Genomic DNA, 26495 nt, shown 5'->3' on the forward strand with positions numbered 1-26495 from the left:
AGCCGGCATCGAATTTCGTGTCGGAGAGGAACAGCGGCTCGTCGCAGGCCGCACAGCGGTAGAGGCCTTTCTGGAATGTATCCCAATAGGGACCGGTGAAGGCGCGCTCGGTGCCGTGTTCGCGCAGGATGCGATATTGCTCCGGCGTCAGCTGCTCACGCCACTCGGCATCGGTCTTGGTCAATTTGGGGGATGTCAGATCGCTCATGGAATGATCCTTTCTGTTCCCGCCTCAAATAATCATCACTGAGGCGGATTGAAAGGGGATGGGCGTCATAACGCGTTCGTTATGGGCCGGGCGTACCGATTTGGGTTGAGATGCCCGTGTCTATGCCTTAACTGAAAAGCGGATTTGAAAGAAGAACGCCATTCAGTGGCGCGCAGGGATGGGGGACATCCCGGGAGATGTGAATGACATCAGATGTCACGTCGCTGACATTCCTGTCGCTGTTTCTGCCGTTTCTGGCAGCGCTTGCCGCGCCGGCCCTGGTGAAAAGGTTCGGTCACAATGCGGCATGGGTTCTGGCGATCGCGCCGGCTCTCGCCTTCGTGCATTTTGCGCTGATGCTGCCCGAGATCGCGGCAGGCGGCGTGGTGACCGGCGGTTATGCCTGGGTGCCGAGCTTCAATCTCAGCTTCTCCTGGTTCATCGACGGTCTGTCGCTCACCTTTGCGCTGCTCATCACCGGCATCGGGCTGCTGATCGTGCTTTATGCGGGCGGTTATATGAAAGGCCATCCGCAGCAGGGCCGTTTCCTGTCCTTCCTGCTTCTGTTCATGGGAGCGATGCTCGGCGTCGTCGTTTCCGACAGCCTGCTGATGCTGTTCGTCTTCTGGGAACTCACCTCGATCACCTCCTTCCTGCTGATCGGCTTCGACCATGAGCGCGCAGCTTCGCGCCGTGCCGCGCTGCAGGCGCTGGTGGTGACGGGCGGCGGCGGCCTTCTGCTGCTCGCCGGGCTGATCTTCATCTGGGATATAAGCGGCATCACGCAATTGTCGATGCTGGTGCGCGGCGGCGATATATTGCGTGACAGCCCGTTTTATCTGGCCGCGCTGCTTCTGGTTCTCGGCGGCGCCTTTACCAAATCGGCGCAGTTTCCCTTCCATTTCTGGCTGCCCAACGCCATGGAAGCGCCAACGCCAGTCTCCGCCTATCTGCATTCGGCAACCATGGTGAAGGCCGGCGTCTATCTGCTGATGCGCCTCAATCCGGTACTTGGCGATACAGCCGCCTGGCAGATCCTGCTGCCCTTCTTTGGCGGGCTGACCATGCTCACCGGCGCGCTGCTCGCCGTGCGCCAGACCGATCTCAAGCTGATGCTTGCCTACACCACAGTGTCGTCGCTCGGCCTGCTGGTCATGCTGACGGGCTTTGGCTCTGACCATGCCATCGAGGCGGCGGTGCTTTATCTGGTGGCGCATTCGCTGTTCAAGGGCGCGCTCTTCATGGTCGCCGGCATCATCGACCATGAGGCCGGCACCCGCGACATAACGAAGCTCGGTGGCTTGCGAAAAGCCATGCCCATCACCTTTGCGGCAGCGCTGGCGGCTGCGATTTCCATGGCCGGCCTGCCGCCCTTTTTCGGTTTTCTCGCCAAGGAAGAGATTTATTATGCGCTGGCGCATGGCAATCCGCGCGCCGTGCTGTTCACCGGCATCGCCATCCTCGGCAACGGGCTGATGTTCGCCGTCGCCTTTGCCGTGGGGCTGAAACCCTTCCTCGGCAAGCCGGTGAAAACGCCGAAACACGCGCATGAAGGTCCGCTGCTGCTCTGGCTCGGCCCGGCGCTGCTGGCTCTGAAGGGGCTGACGATCGCTCTCTTTTCCGGCATTGCGCATTTCTACATTTCGACGCCCATGGCGAGCGCCATTGCCGGCGAGGTGCGCCCGGTGGAAATCTCGCTCATTCCCCATATTGGCGTGCCGCTCGGCCTGTCGCTGCTCACCATCGCGCTCGGTATCGTCCTCTATACGCAGCTTTCCGCTGTCCGCAGCCTGATGGTCCGCACCTTCACGGCGCTGGGGGCCGGACCTGACAGGGGCTTTGACGTCTTCATCGAAATGCTGGTGAAAGTCTCGTTCCACGTTACCCGGCTCATTCAGCCCGGCCGGCTGGAGTTCTACGTCACCGCCACCTTCGCCGTCATCGCCGCCGTGCTGCTGGTGCCGCTGTTCCTCTATGGCGAATTGCCGTCCATGCCGTCATGGCCGCGTGACATGCCGGTCCATGAGCTGACCTTCATCGCCATCGCCGTGGCGGGCCTTGTCGCTGTCCTGACGGCGTCGAGCCGGCTGACTGCGATCATCGCGCTCGGCATTCAGGGCTTTGCGGTGGCGGTCATCTTCCTGCTGTTCGGCGCGCCCGATCTGTCGTTCACGCAATTCATGGTCGAGACGCTGTCGGTGGTCATCCTGACGCTGGTGATGACAAGGCTTCGCCTGTCACCGTCAGACCATCGCGGCCTTGGCCAGAAGCTTCTCGACAGCACCATCGCCATTGCCTGCGGAACCGGCTTTGCCCTGTTCCTGATGCGCGCGACGCAGGCGAGCTTCGACAACCGCCTGACGGACTTCTACAACACCTATTCCAAGGTCATCGCCCACGGCGCCAATGTGGTCAACGTCATCATCGTTGACTTCCGCGGCACGGATACGCTCGGCGAAATCGCTGTCGTGATGATAACGGGTCTTGCCATTCTCGCGCTGATCCGCATCCGTCCGGCCGCCGCGGTCAAGGGACCGGCCAAAACCGCGAAGAAGAAAGGAGCGCGGGCATGAACACGCTCATTCTGCGCACCGTCACTCCTGTCGTCACCAGCCTCATGGTGCTGTTTTCCATCTTCGTGCTGCTGCGCGGCCATAACGAGCCGGGCGGCGGTTTCATCGGCGGATTGATCGCGGTCTCGGCGCTGGCGATCTACGGCATCGCTTATGGCGTCACGGCAGTCAGGCGCGCCATCATGTTTCATCCCCTGTCGATTGCCGGGGCGGGGCTGCTGCTCTCCATGCTTTCCGGCCTCGTCTCGATGGCCGCCGGCGTGCCGTTCATGACCGGGCTCTGGGTCTATCCGAGCCTGTTCGGTGTCGAAATGCCGCTCTCCACCGTCATGTCCTTCGATATCGGTGTCTATCTCGTGGTGGTCGGCGCCATCACCTCCATTGCGCTGGCGCTGGAAGAAAGGGAAAGCGACTGATGGAAGCGGTCTTCTCGATTCTCGTCGGCATCTTCTTTTCGGTGGCGATCTATCTCATGCTGTCGCGCCACAGCATCCGCATGCTGCTCGGCATCGCCATTCTCGGCAATGCGGTGAACCTTCTGCTGTTCACCGCCGGCCGGCTGACGCGCGAGGTGCCGCCGATCATTCCGCCCGGCATGGATACGCTGCCCGCAGGGGCGGCCAATCCTTTGCCGCAGGCGCTCATTCTCACGGCAATCGTCATTTCCTTTTCCTTCTTCTGTTTCCTTCTGGTGCTGACCTGGCGTGCGTTTCAGGAACTGCAGACCGACGACACGGACGAGATGCGCAGCGCAGAACCCGCAGGCGAGCCCTTGCCGCCGCTCGGTTATTGAGCGACGAGGCTGAGACAACATGGCATCCACCACCACAACAGCAGTCACTGATCTCTCGGCAGCGCTCGTCACGACGCCTGTGCCTCTTGCCGACTGGCTGATCATTCTCCCCATCGCGCTCTGCATCGGCGCAGGCGCGGTGCTGATGATGATGCGCCATGCCATCCGCCATCACGCGACCGTTGCCATCGCGGCGCTGTTCCTGCTGGTCCTGCTCGATGCAGCACTTTTATGGAAGGTCGCCACTGAAGGCCCGTTCACCATGGTGATGGGCCGCTGGCTGCCGCCCTTCGGCATCGCCTTTACCGCCGACCTGACGGGGGCGCTGCTGTCGCTTGCGGCCGCCATCGTCGCATTGGCGGGCGCCATCCACGCCGGTGCGGATATCGACGCCAGCGGCAGGCGATACGGTTTTTATCCCTTCCTGCTGCTCCTGATGGCCGGCGTCACCGGCGCGTTCCTGACCGGCGACATCTTTAACCTCTATGTCTGGTTCGAAGTGCTGCTGATCTCGTCCTTCGGCCTGATCGTGCTCGGTTCGACGCGCGAGCAGATCGACGGCGCGCTGAAATACGCCATTCTGAACCTCATCGGCACGACGCTGTTTTTGATCACGGTCGGGTATCTCTACGCCATCTTCGGCACGCTCAACATGGCCGATATCGCGCAGAAGGCGACGGCTCTGCGGGAGACCGCGCCGCTGATGACGCTTGCGAGCCTCTTTACACTCGCCTTCGCCATGAAGGCCGCGGCCTTCCCGGTGAACTTCTGGCTGCCGGCCTCCTATCACACGCCGCGCATCGTCGTTTCCGCGCTTTTCGGCGGATTGCTCACCAAGGTCGGCATCTATTCGCTGCTGCGGGTCATGGTCATGCTGTTCCCTGTCGAGCGGGAAGAACTCAGCATCGTCATCGCCATCTCCGCGGCGCTCACCATGGTGCTTGGGGCCATGGGCGCTCTCGCCCAGAACGATATCCGCCGCATGCTCGGTTACATCGTCATATCAGGCATCGGCTACATGATGGCCGGCATCGCCATCGGCACGCCATCCGGTGTCACAGGCGCCATTTTCTACGCGCTGCATTCCATGGTGCTGATGACGGCGCTTTATCTCGCCGCCGGCCATGCCGCCCGTCTCGGCGGCAGCTTCAGCCTCACCTCACTCAGAGGCCTTTACCAGCAGGCTCCGTGGTTTTCGGCGCTGGCGCTGGCATTGTTTTTCGCCGGTTCCGGCCTGCCGCCCTTTTCCGGCTTCTGGCCGAAGGCGGTGCTGGTCAAGTCGGCGATCGATATCGGCGCCTGGTGGCTCGCCGGCGCCATCCTCGCCTCCGGCTTCATCGCCACCATCGCCTTCGGGCGGATCTTCCTTTTGTGTTTCTGGCGTCCCGCTGCGGCATCCCCCGGTCAGCCTTCCTTCCCGCAGGCGTCGCCGTCGGCGGCTCCGTCTTTCGCGCCGCTGTTGGGGCTGACCTTGCTCGTGGTATTCTTCGGCCTGTTTCCGGAAAGCCTGCTCAATCTCAGCCAGCAGGCGGCCGCAGGCCTCGGCAACCCGCAGGCCTATATCCAGTCGGTCTTTTCCGAAGGAGGCAAACCATGAGCCTCTATCTCGTGCAACTGCTGTTCGTTGCCGTATGGCTCGCCGTGACGGGCAGCGTCACCCTGGCGAACATCATCTTCGCCCTGATCGTTTCGACACTGGCGCTCGGCCTCATCCGCCACCAGCTGCCGGGCGGACGTAACCACTGGCTGCGGCTTACCCGCGTGCTGTCGCTGGCGCTGCTGTTCTTCAAGGAACTGGCGCTCTCGGCCTGGAAGGTCGCCGTGCTGGTGACGCGGCCCAGGCTCGACGTGCAGCCCGGCATTTTCGCCTATCCGCTGACGGTGACGACGGATTTCGAGATCACACTGCTCGCCAACCTCATCACGCTCACCCCCGGCACGCTCTCCGTCGATGTTTCCGCGGACAGGAAAACGCTTTACGTGCACGCGATCGACTGCAGCGATATCGAAGCCACGAAAAACGACATCAGAAATGGCTTCGAAAGAAAGATCATGGAGGCGTTTCAGATATGACGCCAGAACAGACAGTTTCATTTGCAACTATACTTGCATCGGTTGTTCTGTCGGCCGCCTTTTTGCTGACAGTATATCGCGTCGTCGTCGGCCCCACCTTGCCGGACCGCATCGTCGCGCTCGACATGCTGGTGGGCATCGCCATCGGCTTTATCGCTGTTATCGCCATCCGCACCGGCTTCAATCTTTACGTCGATATCGCCATTGCGCTTGGTCTGGTCGGGTTTCTGGCAACGGTGGCCTTTGCCCGCTTCGTCCTGTCGCGCGGCCCGGACGGCCGGCGCAGGCCGACGGCGGTTCTCGATGGCGAGAGGGCATCTGAAGCCATTGAAAAAACAATGGAAACAGGTGCCGACGGCAAAAAAGGAAAGGGCAGGCGATGATGGCTTGGATCGTGGCTATTCTCGTTGCGGCGCTGACGATATCAGGCGCCATTTTCTCGCTGATCGCGGCAATCGGGCTCAATAGACTGCCCGATGTCTATACCCGCATGCATGCGGCCTCCAAGGCAGGAACGGTGGGCTCCGGCCTGCTGCTTCTCGCGGTCGGCATTCATTCCATGGAAATCCCGACGCTGGCGCGGGCGCTGGCCGGCTTTTTCTTTTTTGTCCTCACCGCGCCGGTCTCTGCACATCTTCTTGCCATGGCCGCTCACAAGGCAGGTTATCCGCTTGCCGTTAAATCGGTAGTTGATGACATCAAGAAAATTTGAAGTTGAAAATCCCCCTAATAAATGGGGGTATTCATTTTCAATTACTACTAGGCATAGTATTTTATTACCCGTAATTTTTTGTATTCCAATTAGACTGTTTTGAACTGAAAAATTGACACTAGGAATTTGACTTTTGCTGTTTTGCTGTTATCCAAATTAAGTGTAAAGTTGCTAATCGCGATTTGCATCTAGCCTCTTCATAGTCGGCATAGGCATTTTATTAATGTCTAATCTATGGCCCGTCGGACCATTGCTGCCCATGTCGCGGGCCATAAGTTGAATCTCGGACCAATTCGTTTCCGGTTTTCGCTCGAAATCTAGGGGTAGGTTTCATGTTGGTTTCAACAAGGCGAAGGTGGGGCGCCGGGTAACTTCACATCGCTCGATGCGGCGTTCGCCCGCTTCAGGGGATTAATAAACAGGAGATACTTAAATGACGGAAACTGCATACGGTAACGCCCAGGATCTGCTGGTCGAACTGACTGCGGATATTGTGGCTGCCTATGTTAGCAACCACGTCGTTCCGGTAACTGAGCTTCCCGGCCTTATTTCGGATGTTCACACGGCACTTAGCGGAACATCGGCACCGGCATCGGTGGCGGTCAATGTTGAAAAGCAGAAGCCTGCCGTCTCTGTCCGCAAGTCGGTTCAGGACGATCATATCGTCTGTTTGGAATGCGGCGGCTCGTTCAAGTCGCTGAAGCGGCATCTCACGACGCATCACAGCATGACGCCGGAAGAATATCGCGAAAAATGGGACCTGCCGGTCGATTATCCGATGGTTGCGCCCGCCTATGCCGAAGCCCGTTCGCGGCTCGCCAAGGAAATGGGTCTCGGCCAGCGCCGCAAGGCCAGCCGCTGATTGTAACGACGGGTCGGCGGGGCTTGTTCTTCCCTCGCCACTCAACCCGCTGCCGCACCTTCTCCCCACCCGGGAGAAGGCGGCAAGGCGAACTTGCCCGCTCCCTATGCTGCTCTGAAGCTTTTTCTACCTTCACATGAATGTTCAGCCGGTCCGCAGACCGGCTTTTTTATTGTCGCGTGCAATTTCAGTTGAGGAAAAAAATCCTTTATTGTGTTCGTCATTTCTGCAAATATATAGCCATATCAAACGCATATTCTTCTCCGCAAAATTTACGCTTCCCCATAGCTGTTCTCAGGTGTATGAATTAATTCCTATTCGTAGAGGAGTTGCATATGCCGTCGGATACTGTGTTTCTGTCTGCCGCCGCGCGGCCTTGCGTGCGGGTCGGTGATCGTCCTTTTCGTCGTTGGCCGTCTGCGGCCGGGCGGGATGAGATTCCCCGTCTTTGCCGTCTGGTGCGGCAGCTCACCGGTGAGATGGTGCAATTGACGGGTGACCGAGCGCTGGTGCGCCGCGACATCAGGCGCACGGAGTGCCATATCCGCCAGATCGCCATGTATGTGTGCCATGTACAGCTCGGTATTCCCATGTCGGATATCGGCCCCTGCTTCGGCCGGGACAGGACGACGGTGGGCCATGCCTGCCAGGTGGTGGAGGACCGGCGTGACGAACCGGCATTCGATGAGTTCGTCGCCACGCTCGAGCGGCTCACCGGCAGTATTTTCAACGTGATGAAAGGGGGCCGGGATGAATGAGGTGAAACGCGTCCCGGCTGCCTCTTCAAATCCTCACCTCCTGCGCTTGCTGCGTTGCATCGCTGCGGGCGCGGCCGAGATTTCGCAGGAGGGTGGCGATATTGTCCTGCACCGGGCGCGGGCAGGGCATCCCCCGCTGCGGTTTCCGGCGGCGACGGTGCGGCTTGCCGTTTCTTCCGGACTGGCGGAACAGCGGGAAAACACCCTTTTCGCCGCGCCGCCGCTCGCCTCTTATCTGAAACGCGCGATGGCAAAAGACCGCGATGAGGTTTTTCAGGAACAGCATCGGGATATGCAGACTGTTGTTGTGGATGTCGATGACGCGAAGCAACCGGCCCGTCGCAACCTCAACACCTCACCGCTGACCAGCCTTTCAAGGCTGAAGGAGCGGGATGGCACGGTGTTTTTCCCGGCGGATGCTCTGGCGGCAGGCGAGCGCCTCGCCGCCGATTTTCATCGCGGTCACCTCAATCCGAAGGTGACGGCGACATGGGAGCCGAGAGTAGCCAGCCGCACCAAGGGGGAGGCGGGAGGCATGCTCAATCTCACCGAGGCGGCAATGGCGGCAAGGGCGCGGTTTTCCCGCGCGGCGGATGCGATGGGGCCCGAACTGTCGGGCGTCGCCATCGATGTCTGCTGCTTCGAAAAGGGTCTGGAGACGGTGGAGCGGGAGAGGCAATGGCCGGCGCGCTCGGCAAAACTGCTGCTGCGCGCCGCACTGCTGGCGCTTGCCCGCCATTATGCGCCGCCAGCCGCTTGCGCCCGTGGCAACAATCACCATTGGGGCGATGCGGATTATCGCCCTTCGATGCCAGCAGGGATGACAACAGGGATGACAACAGGGGTGACGGCGGGATAAGCGCTCAGGCGGCCAGCAGCCGGGCTTCCTCGCGGATACGCTTGATCATCGAGCGCAGGCCGTTGGCGCGCTGCGACGACAGATGTTCCACCAGCCCGATCTTGTCGAACACCTCGATGGCGTCGAGGTCGGCGATGTCGGAGGCTTTTTTGCCGGAATAGACGGCGAGCACGATGGCGACGAGGCCGCGCACGATATGTGCATCCGAATCGCCCTCGAAGGTCAGCAGAGGGTCTTCCGCGCCGTCGCTATGGCTGACGAGCCAGACCTGGCTGGCGCAGCCATGCACCTTGTTTTCGGCCGTGCGCTTGTCCTCCGGCAGATCGGACAGCGCCTTGCCGAGTTCGATGACATAACGATAGCGGTCCTCCCAGTCGTCGAGGAAAGCGAAATCGTCAAGGATCGTTTCGAGAGAGGCCATTTGCGCGCCGTATCATCCGTTATTGCAGGTCTTTGCTAGGATATAGGCGAAGTGCGGCCGATTTTGAACCATGGGCCACGAAAAAGCCCACGGAAAACAGGTTTCCGTGGGCAAGTTTGGCAGGCAGTCGGCGGACGGAAATCTCCATCCGCAAAAAAGGCGCGGCGCGGTGCTTGCAAGATCAGGGGCTTGCAAGATCAGGGGCTGGCAAGATCAGGGAGCAGGGCGCTTCTGCGGCAGGGGAATGACGGTGCCGGTCTTCAGCATGTCGGTATTGCCGGGAAATTCGACGCTGACGACAGGAGCGTCAGCCAGCTTTTCGATCTCCGCTGCGACTTCAGCGGCGGGAGCGGATTTTTCACCGGAGGCAAGCTGCTTGTCCAGCAGTTCATAGGCGACCTTCGCGCCTTCCTTTGCCCGTTCGCCGAGCGCATGGAAGGTTTCGGCGCCCTTGACGCAGACATCGGGCTTTTCGATGCAGATGGCGCTGACATAACGATAGGCTTCACCGGCTGCCGAAACGGCGCTGGGAAGATCAAATGCCGAAGGTTCCTTGGTCGGATCGTTGCTGCTGCCGAAATAGGACAGCGCCACCAGCACCAGTGAAAACCAGAATGTTCCTTTGATCAGAAACCACATTGTCAGACTACCCTGCCAGATGATCTTTGTTTTCTAAAGCCCCGCCCGGTTCCGGGTCATCGGCCTTTGTCCCGTTTTTCGGGCTTGTGAAGAAGCTACACGCGACCGGCGAACAGCCGATTGCAAAAAGCGACGCAATTTAATTCAAATTGTATCTATTCTCCTCGTATCGGGACGCCCGTCATCAATTCATTCGCATTTTAACAGTCCATGTTAAGCATAATTGCGACAGAGGCCGCGCGTTCCGGGCAAAGCTGTGGCCCGCCTTGCCACAAAAGTTAACATGATGGCAAAAATGAAGCGAAATCCGTCGCTTACCCGTCATTAACCATGATTGGCAAAGCTTGGAATAAATGCCCCGTAATGGGACTGCGACGCCTTTGACAGGCCTTTGACGCCATTCTTTTTATCCATTCCTTAAGCCGCCGCCTTCTATTGTCGGAGCCGTTAGAACCGCCTCAGGGATTCGGTGTTGGTATTGCGTAATATGAGAGAAAAAGCGGTCGCATTGGTCGACCATGCCGCAGGCAGATGGCTTGCGCGCATGGAAGAGGACGCCGAAAGGCGCGCCGGAACCGTTGCGCGCCTGCGCCGGCTGATTGCCTTCAGCACTGTTGGTCTTTTCGTGGTGCCCGCCCTCTTCAGCCTCGTCATCAGCCCCGCCATCGCGCTGCCCATCGGCGCCGCTCTGGTGCTGGCGCTGTTTCTGGCCGCCGCAGCGCTGCTGATCGCTTTTTCCCGTCCCGCGCGCGGCGCGTCCTCCTTTTCCGCCTCGTCTGGCGATAACGACCTGATCGCCGCTACGCAGGTGCCGGGCCTCGTGCTCATGATCGGTGATACCGGCTTCGTCGAACACGTCTCCGGCCGCGATCTCGCGACCTTCCCGGCCGATCTACAGGCCAGCCAGGGCCATGCCCTCGTTGAATATGTCTATGTCTCCGACCGTATCGAGCTGATGCAGGCCTTCGACCTGCTGCGGCAGGGCGAGGATAGGGCAACCGCCGAACTCCGCTTTGAGACCGGTGCAAAGTCGCGTCAGGCGCAGTTCATGCATGCGCGTATCGAGATGACGGCGATCCGCAGCGCCAGTGGCCGGCTGCGCCGCATCGTCGCCCAGCTCTCCGATGTTACCGAGATGGAACGCCTGCGCCGCGATGTCGCCCGCAAGGCGGCGGAGGCGGAATCGGCCAATGACGCCAAGTCGCGTTTCCTTGCCGCCGTCAGCCACGAGCTGCGCACGCCGCTCAATGCGGTCCTCGGTTTTTCCGATATTCTCGCCGGCGAATATTTCGGCCGGCTGGAGAACGATCGCCAGCGGGAATATGTCGGCCTCATCCGCCAGTCCGGCGCCCATCTCCTGTCGGTCGTCAACACGATGCTTGACATGAGCAAGCTGGAAGCCGGCCGTTACGAGCTGATGATGGAGAGCTTCCCGATTGCCGAGACCATCTCGTCCTGCGAGGCCATGCTCGGCCTGCAGGCGAAGGAAAAAGGCCTGACTTTAACCAGCCGCATCCAGCGCGGCATCGGCGAAATCTCGGCCGATCAGCGCGCCATCCGGCAGGTTCTCATCAATCTCGCCGGCAACGCCATAAAATTCACCGATGCGGGTGGTGTGGTGTCGATCGACGCCGCGCGCGAAGGCGCGATGCTGAAGCTGACGGTGAGCGATACCGGCATCGGCATCGCTTCCGACAAGATTGAACTCCTGGGCCAGCCCTTCATGCAGGTTCAGAATGAATATACCCGTCGCTATGAGGGCACGGGTCTGGGATTGTCCCTGGTCAAGGGGCTTGTGGCACTGCATGGCGGCACTTTCGCCATCACCAGCAAGCCCGGCGAGGGAACGGTCGTAACGATCACTTTGCCTGCCGACGGTTCCGGCATGGCGGGTGAGGGCGAAGGTGCCGAAGCCGAAAGCATGGTGGAATTTCCGCCGCGCATCCGGCAGCTCGGTGACATGGCCGCAATGATGAAAAAGGATGGTGACGATGGCCCCGCGAAAGCGAAAATCGCCTAAGAAAACAACGGCCCAGATTGGCGCCGGGATTGTTTCCTTGGTGGTTTCGGCCATCGGGCGCGAAATCCTGCGCCATCCGAAAATGGTCGGCAGCTGCGGCGCCTTCGCGGTCGTTTTCGGTTTTGTCGCCGCCAATGCGCTCTGGTATCAGCCGGGCGTGCACCCGTCGCCCTTCCTGCGCACGCGCGATGCGGAAAACCCGAACGGCATTGCCGGTTATCGCCCGGCCGAGCCGCTCGGCACGCACGGCAACGTCACCACCTTTCGCATAGAACGACCGGCAGAGACGGAAACGGCGCAACAGCCAGCGGCCGAAACGCCGGCGCAACCCGCCGCCGAAAACCAGAAGCCGCAGCAGATCGTTGCCGATATTCAGGCCGAACTGAAGAAACGCGGGCTTTACGAAGGCGAGGCGGACGGCCGCATGGGTCCACGCACCGCCGCCGCCATCATGTTCTTCGAAGAAACGCTCGGCATGGAGCAGACCGGCGAGCCGACGACCCGCGTGCTGGCGGCACTCCGGATCGATGGCGCAACGGTTGCCGCGATCCCCAGGGATCGGCCTGCCGATAGCACCGGCGGCGTCGAGATCGACCCCGTCGCCGCCGCCATCCGCAAGGCGGAAGCGCCGCGCCCGAAGGCCGAACCGGCCTCCCTCAACAGTTCGGCCAATGCCGCCAAGCCGGCAAACCGCGAGCTGATCGCCAGGATCCAGCAGGGGCTGATCAATATCGCCTATGCCGATGTGAAGGTGGACGGCGTTGCCGGCCAGCAGACCCGCAATGCCATCCGCGCGTTTGAGAAACATTATCGCCTGCCGGAAACCGGTGAGCCGAGCGAGGCTGTGCTTAAGAAGCTGAAGTCGATCGGGGCGCTTTGAGGTTTTGACAGCAGCCGAGGGTGCGTGGGTCTTACCCCCCTCTGCCCTGCCGGGCATCTCCCCCACAAGGAGGGAGATCGGCAAGAGGCTCTTTCACTGCTCCATTCTCAAGCGTTGAGGTGGGCGAGCGCCTGCCGCGGATCGATCTCCCCCCTTGAGGGGGAGATGCCCGGCAGGGCAGAGGGGGGTAAGCCCCACGCACCTTCGTCCGCGTAACCCAGCAGTGAGAGCCCGCCCACCGTTTCCATCGAAAGCACCCCATGCGCCTCAAATCCGAAATGTTCGTCTCAGCCCTCATCCGCCGCGTCTTCGCCGCCGGCGGATTTGCCGCCGTCGAAAAGAAGGGGGCAGAGGAGGCGGGGGCGATCTTTGTTCGCCAGCGTCTGCGCGATGGCCGCGAGAACCTCTATGGGCCCGCGCCACAGAGCTTCGCCGATGACGAGGAAATCCGTGCCGAGCGCCGTTTCGAAACGCGTCTTGCGGGTGCGGATGGCGAGGAAAGTGCCGCTCTTCTGGAAAGGGAACGGCGTTTCGACAGCGACCTTTGGGTGGTGGAGATCGAAACCGACGAGATTGGAACTCTGCTGACGCTGGTGGACCAGCCCAAGGCCTAGAGCCAGGAAAGCAGACCCCGGTTTTTCGTCCGCGAAGGGCCTCGCGCCGCAAAAGGTGCAAGGCCAGGCCTGCTTACCCTTGCGTGCCAGTTCTCTGCACAGCCGGTGCGCTGCGGCTCGGCCGCTCGCGGCCATGCGTATAGCTGTCGGCACGCCGCCAGCTTTCCAGCCGCTCTTCGCATTCCACGATGTCGAGGCGATCGAGCAGGGCTTCGGCGCGGCTCATGTCGCCTTCGGCGGCGGCGAGATGCGGATAGAAGCATTGCAGCACGAAGGCCGCCTCGGAAAATTCCATGCCAAGACCGGTGAGCGTCGTCGCCAGCTGCGCGCCTGATATATCGAGCATGATGCGCTCCGACAGCCAGTAGCTGGAGGACAGCGAATCCGCCAGCGCCACCGCGAATTGCCGGGCGTTGCGCTCGCGGGCGAAACGCACCAGCAGCGCCTCCTGCACCTCGCTCAGGCGGCGAAGACCGAGGACGTCGCTTTCCGGGCGGTTGAGGTGATGCGCCATCTGCTTGATCCGCTGGCGCATTTCTTCTTCGAGTGCGGAAGCGGCGGCGATGTTGTCAGTCTTTTCTTCCGCTTTCGGTTCTTCGGGGCTTGCCGCCACCTGCGGTTCGGCGGCAGTCGTTTCCTCTTCCGGCCGTTTCAGATCTTCCGCGTGGCGCAGACCCACAAGCGCGTCGATGACGGTGGGGGAGAGATCCTCGCGCCGGACGATGGCGCGCACATGCGCCGCGCCTTGCGTGCGGGCAATGGTGATCAGCGTGTCGTCGTCGAGGCATTTCGAGGAAATGAGGAAGGGCGCTGCAAGCGAAATCGGCTGGCAGGCGATGAAGAAGGCGACGGCTGACGGCACGCTCGGATGCTGCGAGAGTGCGGCGATCGCCTCCCGTTTGGCTTCGTCGGTGGAGGCGTTGAAAAGCGGCATGAAAAGTTCGGCGAACTGCCGAAGGTCCGTTTTTGACGGATGCGAAACAGTCTCGAAATTCGTCACGGTGGCCATCAGCACCACATCTTTCTTCCTCACGGCTCTTGGCCTCTCAAGTTCTCGAAACCGGTCGGTCAACGCACTACCCAACAAACGCAAACACAATATCGGTTCAAATTAGAGCAAATGCGTTGACGTCCTGTTAACTATGGGGGGTAGCAAGAGGGAATCTGCCTCTATCAACAAGGAAATTTTAAAACCTTCACAACGGACGAAATGCCGTGGAACTTTACCGCATGGCCTTTGTTTTCAAGGGGTGTGGTGCCGGGAGGAATAAGTGACGGCCCGGCAATTAGGGTTAACGGATCATTAACCTCTGTCTGTTTGTAATTTCATGGGCAGTATTAGGATTCCATGTTATTCTTATCGACGGAATAAATGCAAAAATGGCATGCGAAGCCTGAATCTGCGCACGATCCCCTTATAAGAATCTTTTTGGATTTTTGGATCGTGCGAAAACCAGTCTGTGGGCTGGCCTATGCGCAATGTGATGGTGATGAAATTCCCGACGCAAGATGAGGCTTGCGCGGTTCCCATGGGCAACATTGACAATCATGTCCCGAAGAGGAGATGAGCATGGCAGAGATTATTCCAATCAGCGACGCCCGACGAAGCCTGCGTCCCGCCGGCGTTGTCGGAAAGCTGATCGGCCCGGCGAAGGTCGTGCTGTTTACCGGCGTGCGTTATGAAAAACGTGATACCGAGCCGACCGGCAAAGTCGCGCGCAAGGGCAAATCCGCAGTGGAAACCGCCCTCAAATCCTGATTGCCGATGATGCCAGACGCTATTTCCACGGCGTCGGCTGGCATTTCGCCTCGTTCAGGAACCGTTCCGCCTCTTCGCCGAAACTCGGCTGCGGCACCATGGTCCGCAAAACCACATATCCTTCCGTCTGATCCGATTCCGCCAGAATGGCCTGCGAGAGCGAAGGCGGCTGCGCCTTGCGGATGGCGGCTATCTGCACCGCATCAGCTACCAGAATATCCATCACCCCAGCGGCGGATGTGCGGTCATTCATGCTGAACACCTCATTCGAGGCCTTGTCGTAAACCGCGACCGACCAGAAGGGCACGGCGCCGACGGCGGTCAAGCGGATCGGCTGTTCCTCGATGTTAAAGGTGCACACGGCCACCCGCATGAAGGGATCGCCGCTGCCAAGGGTCTTTTTCTCCGTCGTCTCCTCGAGAAGATGAAACAGATGCGGCTTTCCTTCCGCAACCGCGCGCGTATTGGCGTCGCGATTGCTGAAATGCGGGATCGCGAGAAGGATGATGACGTGCAGCACGGCTGCGCCGACGAGACCGGTGAGGATGGCGAGCAGGACCCTAAGCATTGCCACACCCCAGCTTGCGGATTTGCGGCATGGATATGTCGATCAGGCCGGAACTGCCGGCAACCGGTGTGTCGAGCAGGGTCATGACGAGCTTGAAGGTCTGGCCCTGCGGCACCGACAGCCAGTTATAGGTCTGGGCGTCAGGGGCGATGGTGATGTCGATGCCGCCATCGGCGCTGCGCAGAAGCGTGCGGGAATTCAGCGCGAAGGGCCGCCCGGCATCTTCAGCGAGAACATTTCCCTGCTGGTCGGCGGTGTAAATCGTCCAGAAACGGGCGGGCGGCACGGCGCCGGCCAGCCGGTACCGGCACTCGCCGCTCAGGCGTTGTCCATCGCTGTCGACGGAGGCGGTGAAGGCCAGCCCCTCGGCCGTTCCGTAAAGCAGCTTGCCGGCATCGGCGCGGTGCGATTTGGCGTAAGGGTCGGCCTCGATCGTCTGCGCTTCGGGAAAGGCATCCCACGAGCCGATGCGGATCGATCCAAAGCCGGATGTCGCCTCAAGTGCTGCGAGTGTTGCGGCAATACCGCCGCCAAAGGCGATCAGAAGGGCGATGCCGACAAGGAATGGAACTCGGAACACGCTGTTTTCCCGTTTTGAACAGGTCGAGGACTATCACTGATTCCCCGTTTGGAAAATGGCGCGGCCTGTTTAGTCCTTGTGAAAGTGACTGGAGCGCGAAATTCCTTGCCTATGCGCCCATGACGAGCTTGAAGGCGATGGCCCACATGGTGACGGCGATGACGCCTTCGAGAATGCGCCAGGCGGAGGGTTTTTCGAAAATCGGCCGCAGCCAGCGCGCGCCGTAACCCAGCGAAAAGAAGAATACCAGCGAGCCGGTGGCTGCGCCCGCCGCAAAGGTTTTCTCAAAGCCGGGGAACTGCGTGGAAATGGTGCCGAGCAGCACGACGGTATCGAGATAGACATGCGGGTTGAGGAAGGTCAGCGCCAGACAAATAGCGAGCGTCTGCCACAGGCTCGCCTCCTGCCGCTCGGTCACCGAAAGCGTTTCGGAGGAACGCAGCGCCGAATGCAGGCTTTTCGCGCCATACCAGATGAGGAAGGCGGCGCCCGCATAACGCATGATGGGATCGAGCGCCGGGATGATGGCGCTGATCCGCTGGAAGCCAAACACGCCGACGGTGATGAGCAGCGCATCTGATATCGCGCAGGTGGCGCAGACGGCAAACACATGCGAGCGCGCCAGACCCTGCTTCAGGACGAAGGCATTCTGCGCGCCGATGGCGACGATGAGGCTGAGGCCCATCGTCAGGCCGGTGAAGAAGATCTGGATGTCCATGCGCGTCACGGCCCCTGCCTCTGTCCATGTGGAATGGCCGAAGGCGTTGCTTCCGGACCGAGTGCTTGGATATTTCCGCCAGATGATTTAATCCAGTTAAATAAACTCAACTCGGATAAGCTGAGCTAATGGCGCACTTCTCTCTTCAACCTTTCGATTTTCCACGACGTTGCCATCTCTCAACCCTCATTCCTGTGCTTGTCACAGGAATCCAGCCAGCCCAAGTCCTTGGGTTGAAAAGACTCTCCCGCCGCGCAGACGCGCGTCGACTGGATTCCTGTGACAAGCACAGGAATGAGGGCGGGAGAGGGTGTCGCCCATCGCCTCGAAGAGCCTCGCGCCACCCCCACCACCCCCTACATCAGGTGCCATAATGCTCGACTACCCTGCCATGCGCGCCGTGGCGCTCGTTGCCCAGACCGGCAGTTTCGAAAAGGCGGCGCAGGTGCTGTGTGTCACACCTTCGGCCGTCTCCCAGCGCATCAAGCAGCTGGAGGAGCGGCTGGGTGTGGTGCTGATCGTGCGCGGCAACCCCTGTGTGGCGACGGAAAAAGGGGAGTGGCTTTGCCGGCACATGGATCATGTCGGCATGCTGGAAAGCGAATTGTTCCGCCAGCTTCCGGCGCTCGCAGAGACAGGTGCGGCGGCGGAGCGTGTGACGCTCAATATCGCCACCAATGCCGACAGCCTCGGCACATGGTTTCTGGATGCGGTTTCAAGATTCACCGGCGGCAGCGATTATCTCGTCAATATCGCAGTGGACGATCAGGATCATACGGTGGAATGGCTGCGCGCGGGCAGGGTGCTTGCCGCCGTGACCGCCCACGCCAAGCCGGTGCAGGGCTGCCGTGTAACGCCGCTCGGCGTGCTCCGCTATCACGCCACGGCCAGCCCGGATTTCATGGCCCGCCATTTCGCGGATGGCGTGACGCCAGTAACACTCGCCCGGGCGCCGGGGCTGACCTTTAACCAGAAGGACCGGTTGCAGGCGAGCTGGATCAGGGAGGCGCTGCGCGAGGATGTCTCCTATCCCACCCACTGGCTGCCTTCGACGGACGGTTTCGTGAAGGCAAGCCTTGCCGGCATGGGCTGGGGGCTCAATCCGGTGCAGCTTGTGGGGGAGCATCTTGAGGCGGGGAGGCTGGTGGAGGTCGTTCCCGGCACGCCGCTTGATATTCCGCTTTATTGGCAGGTGAACAGGCTTGCGGCGGAGCGTCTCGGTGCGCTGACATCACATATGGTGGAAACGGCGAGGGCGGTGTTGTTGCGGTGAGATGACTGACGCCGGATTTGGAGAGGCGGGAGCCGTAGAGTGAGTGGCTTACCCCCCTCTGCCCTGCCGGGCATCTCCCCCTCAAGGGGGGAGATCGGCGAGCGGTGCTACCACCACTTCATTCGCTAACGTTGAGACGGGCGAGACCTCGCCGCATATCGATCTCCCCCCTTGAGGGGGAGATGCCCGGCAGGGCAGAGGGGGGTGAGCGACACTCTCCGTCAGAAATCCTGGCCGGTTGCCCGCAACATCACCGCCGCGCCGCATCCTCCGCGCCGTCACGCAAAGACGCATCCGCCACCTTCTGCGTCGTCACACTCAAGGCCGAAGCATCCTTCATCTTCTTGGCGATGGAGCGAATGACGCGGGTGGCCTCGGCAGAGAGCGAGCGTGGGCGGGTGAGGGCCGGCAGGGCCGGGGTGCTGGTGGCTGCGGCTGCCACTTCCGCCGAAGGCTGCGGGCGAGCGCCTGTCGGCAACGGGTTCTGGATGCCGGGGATCGGGCGCAGCTCCATGCCCTGATGGGCGTAATCCATCAGCCGTTTGAAGGCCATGGCGGGCAGCGCGCCGCCGGTCATGTTGTTCATCGGTGTGAATTCGTCATTCCCAAACCAGACGGCGGTCGTATAATTGCCGGTGAAACCCACATACCAGGCGTCGCGGTAAGCCTGCGAGGTGCCGGTCTTGCCGCCGGAGACGATGCCATTGTCAAGCGCGCCGCGGCGGGCCGTGCCCATGACGGGAATGGTCACCAGCATCTGGTTCATTTTGGAATTGGCGTCTTCGGAGAGCACGCGCTTGGCAGGCGGCTCGTTGTGGCTGAAATCGTAGAGAACATTGCCCTCGTAATCCAGCACCTGCTCGATGCCATGGCGGCGTGACTGCATGCCATCGGCCGGGAACACGGCATAGGCGGTGGCCTGGTCGAGAACCGTCACTTCGGAAGTGCCGAGCGGAATGGTCTTGTCGCTGCGAAGCGGTGTGGCCACGCCCATGGCCTTGGCCGTGTCGACGATGACCTGCGTGCCGAGCACATCCTTGGCGAGCCGGACCGGCACGGTATTGTAGGATTTGGCGAGCGCCATCTGCAGCGTCACCTTGCCGGCATAGGAGCGGCCATAATTCTGCGGCGACCAGCCGCGCCAGGTCACCGGCGCATCGGAAATCAGCGTCTCCGGCTTCATGCCCTTTTCCATGGCGGCCGAGTAGGTATAGACCTTGAAGGAGGAGCCGGGCTGGCGCAGCGCCGCCGTGGCGCGGTTGAACTGGCTTTCGCCATAATCACGCCCGCCGACCATGGCGCGCACGCCGCCACCGTTTTCGATCATCACCATCGCGCCCTGCTTGACGCGGTAACCTTCGCCATATTCGCGCAGGCCCATTTCCATCGCCTGTTCGGCCGCCTGCTGCAGGCCGGTATCGATGGTGGTGCGCACGACCACCGTATGGTCCTTGAATTTACCTTCGGCGGCCAGCCGCTGCACTTCGTCGAAAGCCCAGTCGAGGAAATAATCCGGCGCCTTCACATCGGCGCGGTCGATGACGGTGGCCGGATTGCGCCGCGCGCCGATCACTTGACCCTCGGTCATCAACCCGCTCTGCACGAGGTTGGAAAGCACGGTGTTGGCGCGGGCACGCGCGGCGGGCAGGTTGACGTGCGGCGCATATTTGGCCGGCGCCTTGAACAGGCCGGCCAGAATGGCGGATTCGGCCAGTGTCACATCGGTCAGGTTCTTGCCGAAATAAAACTGCGCCGCCGCCGCCGCCCCGAAGGTGCCGCCGCCCATATAGGCGCGGTCGAGATAAAGGCTGAGGATTTCCTTCTTCGACATGTTGGTCTCGAGCCACAGCGCGAGGAAGGCTTCCTTGATCTTGCGCTCCAGCGAGCGTTCATTGGTGAGGAACAGGTTCTTGGCGAGCTGCTGCGTCAGCGTCGAACCGCCCTGCACCACGCCGCCGGCGCGGGCGTTTTCGCTCATGGCGCGGGCAAGGCCGATGAAGTCGATGCCGAAATGGTCGAAGAAACGCCGGTCTTCGGTCGCCAGCACTGCCTTGATGAAATGGTCAGGCATCTGGTCGATCGGGACGGAATCTTCATGAATGATACCGCGATGGCCGATGGTGTTGCCGTAACGATCAAGGAAGGTGACGGCGAAATCGCCGCGATAACGCCAGTCCTTCTTGGTTTCCTCGAAGGCGGGCATGGCGAGCGCCAGAAGCACGACGCAACCCGCCGTTCCGAAGGTCAGCGCGTCGCAGGTGAGGTTGACGAGAAGCTTCTTCCAGCCGCGCACATGCAGCTTGCGCGAGGCGATGGTGACGTCTTCCCAGAAATCCACCAGCCTTGCCGCAGCCGTCCACAGGCCGGAGTCGATGAAGCTATCGATCCGGAGCAGGATGTGCCGTTTTTTACGGCCGTTCTTATCGTCTTTTTCTTCCTGCACGTGCCGATGTGTTCCTGTTCAACGCAACGCGATCGTCGATATTCTGCGGTTCAACCCATTCCCGACGCAAAACCGTGGCATGGTTATGTCGGAATTGCTTGACGTGGCGGCAGTTCGCGGGCCAATGACCCCTCTGCCGCCTGCCAATATGCTAAAATATCGTACAAACCAGCCCTTGGCGATACGATATAAAGGATTAGGGACCGGTTAAACACTCCTGTCCAAGTGATCAAAATGAAACGGAAATGTTAACGATGAATGACGCGCCGTTCTGGAAAACCAAATCGCTGACCGAGATGACCGGTGAGGAATGGGAAAGCCTGTGCGACGGCTGTGGCCTCTGCTGTCTCAACAAGCTGGAGGACTGGGACACCGGCGAAGTGGCGTTCACCTCGGTTCGCTGTGTGCTGCTCGATGGCGAGAGCTGTCGATGCTCCGACTACGAAAACCGCCGCGCCACCGTGCCGGATTGTATCCAGCTGGACCTCAAGAAGGTCCATGAGATCGGCTGGCTGCCGCCCACCTGCGCCTATGCGCTGGTGCGTGATGGCAAGGATCTCTACTGGTGGCACTATCTTGTTTCCGGCGATACGGAAACGGTGCATCAGGCGGGCATTTCCGCACGCGGCCGCACCGTCAGCGAAGCCGATGTGGATGTTGACGACTTCGAGGATTATGTGGTCGACTGGCCGCTGACGGTCGGCGAGAGGGCGGGCGAAAAGGAGCGGATGTGACGGAAATCGTCGATTTTCGTTTTGGTCCTATTCCTGCCCCATCAGTCTCCTAAAGGCATGTCGTCCGAAAGCGTGTCACGGTTTCGGGATCGACTTGTCTGAAATCAAAGACAGCTTCCGGCCATTCCGGCAAATGATCCGCAAAGCGGACGAGGGACATCAAAACGCATGCGCTACCGGCTGCCCGCCATCGTTCTTTCATGCCTTGCCCTTCCGGGGCTCCTGCCGTTTTCCGCTGATGCCCAGCAACAGCCCCAGGCCTTCGAATGCACGCTCGTCACCTCAATCGAGACCGGCGCGATCATCAACCAGCAGGGCGCCTGCGACCAGCGCGTGGCGCCGGCCTCCACCTTCAAGGTGCCGCTGGCGCTGATCGGTTACGATGCCGGCATTCTTCAGGATGAAAAGACGCCCGCCTGGGACTGGAAACCCGGCACGGAGGCGCGCGCCTCCGACCGCAAGACGGTCGATCCCTCGATATGGGAACAGGATTCGGTCCTGTGGTATTCGCGTGAAATCACCCGTCGCCTTGGACCGGATAAATTCGCCGCCTATGTGAAGCGTCTCGGTTACGGCAATGCCGATGTTTCCGGTGAGCCGGGCAAGAATAACGGCCTGACCCATTCCTGGCTTGGATCGTCGCTGACGGTTTCGCCGGTGGAGCAGGTCGGCTTCCTCCGCCGCCTCCTGGCCGGCAATCTGCCGGTCTCGCGTGATGCGCAGGCGAAGACAAGGGCAATCGTTCCGGTCTTTGATGCGCCGGAAAGCTGGGCCGTGCATGGCAAGACCGGCACCGGCTACATGCGTGACGAAAAGGGCAACCCCGACCGCAACCGTCCCTTCGGCTGGTTTGTCGGCTGGGCGGAGCGCGAAGGCCAGCACATCGTCTTCGCAAGGCTGCGCGTTTCCGACAAACCGTCCGACGAGCCGCTCGGCCCCGCCGTGCGCGATGCCTTCCTGCGCGATATTCCGCGGCTGGCCGTGCACCGGTAGCGAGATCGTATCTTTCAGATCGCGTCTTTACCTGAAAAGCTCGGCGTGCGTTCCTGCGCGGGTGAAGATGAGAAGGTTCTGCTTCTCATCAAGTTTGTAGATCAACAGAAAGTCCCCGCCGACATGGCATTCGCGATGATCGTGCCATTCTCCGGTCAATTCATGGTCACGAAACTGCGCGGCAGCACCGTTCGCTTCGATGCCGCCTCTTTTCCGTGACCTTTCTTATCCGTCACCGCTTGTTACCATCAAGGGCGTCAAACAAGGCTTGCGCCGTGCCGAAACGATTGCGCCTGGCAGCCGCGATGGCGCGCGCTTCTTCAATCGCGGCGAGCGTTTCAGCGTTCGGTTGCGTCAGTTCTATCGGCAGTGCTTTTTCTCGGGCAATGCGCGTCAGCATCATTCGCATGACGTCGGAAACAGTCAGTCCCAGACTGTCGAGCACGGCAGTCGCGTCGTCCTTGAGTGCCTGATCGATGCGCGCTCTCACATAAGCATTTGCGGTCATGATCAATCTCCTTTTTAGAGATTTGTTTGTAGCTCAAATGAGCATCAAATTCAACGCGTGTATTGCCGCCCCCTCCATACTCTTTCTTGCCGAGCGGGCGGCGGCGATAAGCGTGGCTGCGCTCACGATTGTGTGTTCAACAAAAAGCTTTCCCTTCCCTTGACCTTCCCATCATGGGAATCTCTACATAGGGTCTCGAAAGGGGATTTCCCATGAACGAGACAGTCAAACACGCCCATCGAAATGAACCGGTTTCCATTCCCGTGGAGGGCATGACCTGCGCTTCCTGCGTGCGGCGGGTGGAAACGGCTGCCGCCAAGGTGCCCGGTGTCATGTCGAGTTCCGTGAACTTCGCCACGAAGAAGCTTACCGTCGAGCCCGCCGAGGGTTTTTCGGCGCGCACGCTTGGCGCCGCCATCAAGAAGGTCGGTTATGATATCGCGCCGGAGCGGCAGGAATTTACGGTGGAAGGCTTGCAGGACGAGGCGCAGGCCGGGCGGCTGAAGGCCGTTCTGGAAGCGGTCGCCACCACAATCGCCGTCAAGGTAGACGCGGCTTCAGGCAAGGTCTCGGTGGAAACGATCGGCGGCCGGCGCGAACGGGACGCATTGGTGGAAACGGCAAAGCTTGCCGGGTTCGCGCTGAAGACACCGAAACCGCACGATCATTCCGCCCATCACAATCATAACCAGCACCAGGGACATCATGAGGGCCATGGTCAGATGGCGGGCGAAACCGGCGGCCATGACCATATGCAGCATGCGGGTGAGGAGGGCGCGCTGAAACGCGACCTGACGATTGCCGCGATCCTGACCGCGCCGCTTTTCGTGCTGGAAATGGGCGGCCATCTCTATGAGCCGATGCATCACTGGCTGATGGGTCTCATCGAGACGCAGAACCTCTATTACATCTATTTCGTGCTGGCGACGGCGGTGATCTTTGGGCCGGGCCTGCGCTTTCTCAAGACCGGTTTTCCCGCTTTGCTGCGCGGTGCGCCGGAAATGAATTCTCTTGTGGCGCTGGGCGTGACGGCGGCCTACGCTTATTCCGTCGTGGCGACCTTCGCGCCCGATCTACTGCCGGAAGAGGCGCAGTTCGTCTATTATGAAGCGGCAACCGTCATCGTCACGCTGATCCTGACCGGGCGGCTTCTCGAAGCCCGCGCCAGCGGCCGCACGGGAGACGCCATCCGCAAGCTGATGAGCCTGCAGGCGAAGACCGCCCGTGTGGAGCGCGACGGCGCCACCATCGATATTTCCCCCGATGATCTGGTGGCTGGCGATATCGTCGTCATCCGTCCCGGCGAAAGGCTGGCGGTGGATGGCGAAGTCGTCGAAGGCTCGTCCTATGTCGATGAATCGATGATTTCAGGCGAGCCGGTGCCGGTGGAAAAAACCATCGGCGCAACGGTCGTCGGCGGCACCATCAACAAGACTGGCGCCTTCAACAAGACTGGCGCCTTCAAGTTCAAGGCGACCAAGGTGGGCGCGGATACCATGCTGTCGCAGATCATCCGCATGGTGGAGGAGGCTCAAGGGTCCAAGCTGCCAATCCAGCTGCTGGTGGACCGCGTCACTGCGCTCTTCGTGCCCGTTGTTATCGCCATTGCGGTGCTGACCTTCATCGTCTGGGCGATATTCGGCCCGGAACCCGCCTATACATTCGCTCTGGTCAATGCGGTCGCGGTGCTCATCATCGCCTGCCCCTGCGCCATGGGTCTCGCCACGCCCACCTCTATCATGGTTGGCACCGGCCGGGCGGCGGAGCTGGGCGTGCTGTTCCGCAAGGGACAGGCCCTGCAGGAACTGCGTTCGGCTGAAATCGTTGTGGTCGACAAGACCGGCACTGTGACCAAGGGCCGCCCGGAACTGACCGATCTGGTGGTTGCGGAAGGGTTTGCCGACAACGAGGTTCTGGCGCTCGTCGCCACCGTCGAGGGTCGGTCGGAGCATCCGATTGCCGAAGCCATCGTCCGGGCTGCTGAAGACCGGAGTGTGGTAGCGGGAGAGGGACTTGAACCTCCGACCGTTGAAAATTTCGAAAGCGTCACGGGTTACGGCATCGCCGCCACCGTCAATGGCCGCAGGGTCGAGGTCGGCGCGGATCGCTTCATGGCGAAACTCGGCCATTCCGTCGATATCTTCAGTGAAGCTGCCGCAAGGCTGGGTGACGAGGGCAAGACGCCGCTTTATGCCGCCATCGACGGCAGGCTGGCGGCTGCGATTGCCGTCGCCGATCCGCTGAAACCATCGAGTGTTGCCGCCATCAGGGCGCTGCAGGCGATGGGCATCGAAGTGGCCATGGTGACGGGCGACAATGCCCGCACGGCCAATGCAATCGCCCGGCAGGTCGGCATTTCCCGCGTGGTGGCGGAAGTGCTGCCCGAGGGCAAGGTGAAGGCGATCCACGAGATGCGCGCAGGCGGCAAGGTGCTCGCCTTTGTCGGCGACGGCATCAACGATGCGCCGGCGCTGGCCGAGGCCGATATCGGTATCGCCGTCGGTACGGGAACGGATGTCGCCATCGAAAGCGCCGATGTGGTGCTGGTCGGCGGCGATCTCATGGGTGCGGTCAACGCCATCGAGATGAGTCGCGCAACCATCCGCAACATCAAGGAAAACCTGTTCTGGGCTTTCGGCTACAACGTGGCGCTGATACCGGTTGCGGCGGGCGTGCTTTATCCGGCCTTCGGCATCACGCTGTCGCCGATGATTGGCGCGGGGGCAATGGCGCTGTCCAGCGTCTTCGTTCTCGCCAATGCGCTGAGGTTGAAACGGGCGAAGGTTGCACACAGGGAGGTGACATCGTGAATATCGGCCAGGCATCGGAAGCATCGGGCGTTTCCGCCAAGATGATCCGCTATTACGAGCAGATTGGCCTCATCACCCCCGCCGCCCGAACCGGCAATAATTACCGGGTCTATGGCGAGCAGGACGTGCACAATCTGCGCTTCATCAAGCGGGCGCGCACGCTCGGTTTCTCGCTGGAGGAGACCGAGACGCTGCTGAAACTCTGGCAGGACAAAAGCCGTGAGAGTTCGGCGGTGAAGGAAATTGCGCTCGTCCACATCGCTGATCTCGAACAGAAGATCGCCGAGATGAAGAGCATGGTGAAGACGCTGTCCCATCTCGCCCATTGCTGCGGCGGCGACCACCGGCCCGACTGCCCCATCCTCGATGATCTCGCCGGCGCTGAGAAGAGCGACGCCAGGCCTGTGCGAACCCACTGAACTTTATGACAACCGGCGCGAAAATATCGCTACCGGCCAGAAGGAGAAAACCATGGGTGCAACCACCTTCCTCATTCCAGACATGACCTGCGGCCATTGCGAAAAGACGCTGCGCGGCGCTCTCACTGAGGTGCTTCCCGATGCCGCCGTCAGCATTGATCTTTCCGCCCACCGGCTCACGGTAACGGGCGACGCCGCAACTGCGGAAGCGGCGATCCGCGAAGCCGGTTATTCGCCGGAAAGGGCGGGTTGAAGCATCTCGTTGCTGGAATGAACAG

The 26495-nt window shown here is 60.8% G+C and carries 31 protein-coding genes; 21 read left to right on the plus strand and 10 right to left on the minus strand.

Annotated elements, in window-relative coordinates; genetic code table 11:
• Positions 1–208: peptide-methionine (R)-S-oxide reductase (locus tag DA915_RS04580; protein WP_192886405.1), on the minus strand; the 208-nt coding region annotated here is incomplete at its 3' end.
• Positions 209–411: 203 nt separating this feature from the next.
• Between DA915_RS04580 and DA915_RS04585 the strand changes: the two genes are divergently transcribed.
• The 10 genes from DA915_RS04585 (at position 412) to DA915_RS04630 (ending at position 8838) form a co-directional block, all read left to right on the plus strand.
• Positions 412–2781 carry a putative monovalent cation/H+ antiporter subunit A gene (locus DA915_RS04585; protein ID WP_107675267.1) on the plus strand — a complete coding sequence of 790 codons (2370 nt, stop codon included), beginning with the start codon at positions 412–414 and terminating at the stop codon, positions 2779–2781.
• Positions 2778–3197 (plus strand): Na(+)/H(+) antiporter subunit B, encoded by a 420-nt coding sequence (locus DA915_RS04590; RefSeq protein ID WP_003509264.1) that lies wholly within the window; start codon positions 2778–2780, stop codon positions 3195–3197. The genes DA915_RS04585 and DA915_RS04590 overlap by 4 nt, the downstream gene beginning before the upstream one ends.
• The gene (locus DA915_RS04595) at positions 3197–3574 is read left to right on the plus strand and encodes a Na+/H+ antiporter subunit C (protein ID WP_107675268.1); all 378 of its coding nucleotides are present in this window, start codon (positions 3197–3199) and stop codon (positions 3572–3574) included. The genes DA915_RS04590 and DA915_RS04595 overlap by 1 nt, the downstream gene beginning before the upstream one ends.
• Positions 3575–3593: 19 nt before the next feature.
• The gene (locus tag DA915_RS04600; RefSeq protein ID WP_107675269.1) at positions 3594–5171 is read left to right on the plus strand and encodes a Na+/H+ antiporter subunit D; all 1578 of its coding nucleotides are present in this window, start codon (positions 3594–3596) and stop codon (positions 5169–5171) included.
• Positions 5168–5647: a Na+/H+ antiporter subunit E gene (locus tag DA915_RS04605; RefSeq protein WP_107675270.1), complete on the plus strand. Its 480-nt coding sequence runs from the start codon at positions 5168–5170 to the stop codon at positions 5645–5647. The genes DA915_RS04600 and DA915_RS04605 overlap by 4 nt, the downstream gene beginning before the upstream one ends.
• A complete protein-coding gene (locus DA915_RS04610; protein ID WP_003509260.1) occupies positions 5644–6030 on the plus strand; it encodes a cation:proton antiporter in 387 nt (128 codons plus the stop codon). The genes DA915_RS04605 and DA915_RS04610 overlap by 4 nt, the downstream gene beginning before the upstream one ends.
• Positions 6027–6359 carry a monovalent cation/H(+) antiporter subunit G gene (gene mnhG, locus DA915_RS04615; protein WP_020812975.1) on the plus strand — a complete coding sequence of 111 codons (333 nt, stop codon included), beginning with the start codon at positions 6027–6029 and terminating at the stop codon, positions 6357–6359. Before DA915_RS04610 ends, mnhG begins: the two co-directional genes overlap by 4 nt.
• 433 nt (positions 6360–6792) lie before the next feature.
• A complete protein-coding gene (gene ros, locus DA915_RS04620; RefSeq protein ID WP_003509257.1) occupies positions 6793–7221 on the plus strand; it encodes a MucR family transcriptional regulator Ros in 429 nt (142 codons plus the stop codon).
• Between the two features lie 335 nt (positions 7222–7556).
• Positions 7557–7979, plus strand: coding sequence for a helix-turn-helix domain-containing protein (locus DA915_RS04625; protein WP_107675271.1), 423 nt, complete (start codon positions 7557–7559; stop codon positions 7977–7979).
• Positions 7972–8838, plus strand: coding sequence for a DUF6456 domain-containing protein (locus DA915_RS04630; protein WP_107675272.1), 867 nt, complete (start codon positions 7972–7974; stop codon positions 8836–8838). Before DA915_RS04625 ends, DA915_RS04630 begins: the two co-directional genes overlap by 8 nt.
• Before the next feature lie 4 nt (positions 8839–8842).
• Here DA915_RS04630 and DA915_RS04635 read toward each other — a convergent pair whose 3' ends face one another.
• Positions 8843–9259, minus strand: a complete 417-nt coding sequence (locus DA915_RS04635; RefSeq protein ID WP_107675273.1) for a SufE family protein — start codon at positions 9257–9259, stop codon at positions 8843–8845.
• Positions 9260–9472: 213 nt separating this feature from the next.
• Positions 9473–9898: a DUF5330 domain-containing protein gene (locus DA915_RS04640; RefSeq protein WP_003509252.1), complete on the minus strand. Its 426-nt coding sequence runs from the start codon at positions 9896–9898 to the stop codon at positions 9473–9475.
• Between the two features lie 487 nt (positions 9899–10385).
• On the opposite strand from DA915_RS04640, the gene DA915_RS04645 reads away from it, so the two are divergent.
• The 3 genes from DA915_RS04645 to DA915_RS04655 all read left to right on the plus strand — a co-directional run bounded on the left by DA915_RS04645 (position 10386) and on the right by DA915_RS04655 (position 13412).
• Complete coding sequence (locus DA915_RS04645; protein ID WP_060723946.1) at positions 10386–11918, plus strand: HAMP domain-containing sensor histidine kinase; 1533 nt, start codon at positions 10386–10388, stop codon at positions 11916–11918.
• A complete protein-coding gene (locus tag DA915_RS04650) occupies positions 11890–12798 on the plus strand; it encodes a peptidoglycan-binding protein (protein WP_192886406.1) in 909 nt (302 codons plus the stop codon). Before DA915_RS04645 ends, DA915_RS04650 begins: the two co-directional genes overlap by 29 nt.
• A gap of 260 nt (positions 12799–13058) precedes the next feature.
• Positions 13059–13412, plus strand: coding sequence for a DUF1491 family protein (locus DA915_RS04655; RefSeq protein ID WP_003509247.1), 354 nt, complete (start codon positions 13059–13061; stop codon positions 13410–13412).
• A gap of 73 nt (positions 13413–13485) precedes the next feature.
• On the opposite strand, the gene DA915_RS04660 is transcribed toward DA915_RS04655, so the two are convergent.
• Positions 13486–14421, minus strand: coding sequence for a DUF2336 domain-containing protein (locus tag DA915_RS04660; protein WP_244600693.1), 936 nt, complete (start codon positions 14419–14421; stop codon positions 13486–13488).
• A 561-nt stretch (positions 14422–14982) separates the two neighbouring features.
• Here DA915_RS04660 and DA915_RS04665 point away from each other — a divergent pair.
• On the plus strand, positions 14983–15171 hold the full coding sequence (locus DA915_RS04665; RefSeq protein WP_003509245.1) for a hypothetical protein: 189 nt from the start codon (positions 14983–14985) through the stop codon (positions 15169–15171).
• Positions 15172–15190: 19 nt separating this feature from the next.
• Here DA915_RS04665 and DA915_RS04670 read toward each other — a convergent pair whose 3' ends face one another.
• The 3 genes from DA915_RS04670 to DA915_RS04680 form a co-directional block, all read right to left on the minus strand.
• Entirely contained in the window at positions 15191–15739 is a 549-nt protein-coding gene (locus tag DA915_RS04670; protein ID WP_003509243.1) for a hypothetical protein, read from the minus strand.
• Positions 15732–16319 carry a DUF1214 domain-containing protein gene (locus DA915_RS04675; RefSeq protein WP_003509240.1) on the minus strand — a complete coding sequence of 196 codons (588 nt, stop codon included), beginning with the start codon at positions 16317–16319 and terminating at the stop codon, positions 15732–15734. The genes DA915_RS04670 and DA915_RS04675 overlap by 8 nt, the downstream gene beginning before the upstream one ends.
• A 109-nt stretch (positions 16320–16428) precedes the next feature.
• Complete coding sequence (locus tag DA915_RS04680) at positions 16429–17037, minus strand: LysE/ArgO family amino acid transporter (protein ID WP_107675276.1); 609 nt, start codon at positions 17035–17037, stop codon at positions 16429–16431.
• A gap of 373 nt (positions 17038–17410) precedes the next feature.
• Here DA915_RS04680 and DA915_RS04690 point away from each other — a divergent pair, with 373 nt between their 5' ends.
• Entirely contained in the window at positions 17411–18310 is a 900-nt protein-coding gene (locus tag DA915_RS04690; RefSeq protein WP_107675277.1) for a LysR family transcriptional regulator ArgP, read from the plus strand.
• Between the two features lie 250 nt (positions 18311–18560).
• On the opposite strand, the gene DA915_RS04695 is transcribed toward DA915_RS04690, so the two are convergent.
• Positions 18561–20753 carry a transglycosylase domain-containing protein gene (locus DA915_RS04695; protein WP_003509229.1) on the minus strand — a complete coding sequence of 731 codons (2193 nt, stop codon included), beginning with the start codon at positions 20751–20753 and terminating at the stop codon, positions 18561–18563.
• A gap of 254 nt (positions 20754–21007) precedes the next feature.
• Here DA915_RS04695 and DA915_RS04700 point away from each other — a divergent pair, with 254 nt between their 5' ends.
• Together DA915_RS04700 and blaOXA are read left to right on the plus strand one after the other, a co-directional pair.
• Positions 21008–21487 carry a YcgN family cysteine cluster protein gene (locus DA915_RS04700; RefSeq protein ID WP_020009676.1) on the plus strand — a complete coding sequence of 160 codons (480 nt, stop codon included), beginning with the start codon at positions 21008–21010 and terminating at the stop codon, positions 21485–21487.
• A 168-nt stretch (positions 21488–21655) separates the two neighbouring features.
• Positions 21656–22480, plus strand: coding sequence for a class D beta-lactamase (gene blaOXA / locus DA915_RS04705; RefSeq protein ID WP_003509224.1), 825 nt, complete (start codon positions 21656–21658; stop codon positions 22478–22480).
• Between the two features lie 27 nt (positions 22481–22507).
• Here blaOXA and DA915_RS04710 read toward each other — a convergent pair whose 3' ends face one another.
• Both DA915_RS04710 and DA915_RS04715 read right to left on the minus strand, forming a co-directional pair.
• Complete coding sequence (locus DA915_RS04710; RefSeq protein WP_244600692.1) at positions 22508–22639, minus strand: type II toxin-antitoxin system mRNA interferase toxin, RelE/StbE family; 132 nt, start codon at positions 22637–22639, stop codon at positions 22508–22510.
• A gap of 73 nt (positions 22640–22712) precedes the next feature.
• Complete coding sequence (locus tag DA915_RS04715; protein WP_020811442.1) at positions 22713–22988, minus strand: type II toxin-antitoxin system RelB/DinJ family antitoxin; 276 nt, start codon at positions 22986–22988, stop codon at positions 22713–22715.
• Between DA915_RS04715 and DA915_RS28800 the strand changes: the two genes are divergently transcribed.
• Genes DA915_RS28800 through DA915_RS04730 form a run of 4 tightly spaced genes read left to right on the plus strand, consistent with a single transcriptional unit; the run spans position 22987 to position 26470 of the window.
• Positions 22987–23151 carry a hypothetical protein gene (locus tag DA915_RS28800; protein ID WP_192886407.1) on the plus strand — a complete coding sequence of 55 codons (165 nt, stop codon included), beginning with the start codon at positions 22987–22989 and terminating at the stop codon, positions 23149–23151. The two genes, DA915_RS04715 and DA915_RS28800, sit on opposite strands and share 2 nt — an antisense overlap.
• A gap of 49 nt (positions 23152–23200) precedes the next feature.
• Positions 23201–25798 (plus strand): heavy metal translocating P-type ATPase, encoded by a 2598-nt coding sequence (locus tag DA915_RS04720; RefSeq protein ID WP_192886408.1) that lies wholly within the window; start codon positions 23201–23203, stop codon positions 25796–25798.
• A complete protein-coding gene (cueR, locus tag DA915_RS04725) occupies positions 25795–26217 on the plus strand; it encodes a Cu(I)-responsive transcriptional regulator (RefSeq protein WP_060726101.1) in 423 nt (140 codons plus the stop codon). Before DA915_RS04720 ends, cueR begins: the two co-directional genes overlap by 4 nt.
• A gap of 52 nt (positions 26218–26269) precedes the next feature.
• Entirely contained in the window at positions 26270–26470 is a 201-nt protein-coding gene (locus DA915_RS04730) for a heavy-metal-associated domain-containing protein (RefSeq protein WP_060723954.1), read from the plus strand.
• Positions 26471–26495 lie beyond the last annotated feature (25 nt).

Origin of the sequence: Agrobacterium sp. LAD9 (assembly GCF_003031125.1) — a bacterium.
Classification (GTDB): Bacteria; Pseudomonadota; Alphaproteobacteria; order Rhizobiales; family Rhizobiaceae; genus Agrobacterium; species Agrobacterium radiobacter.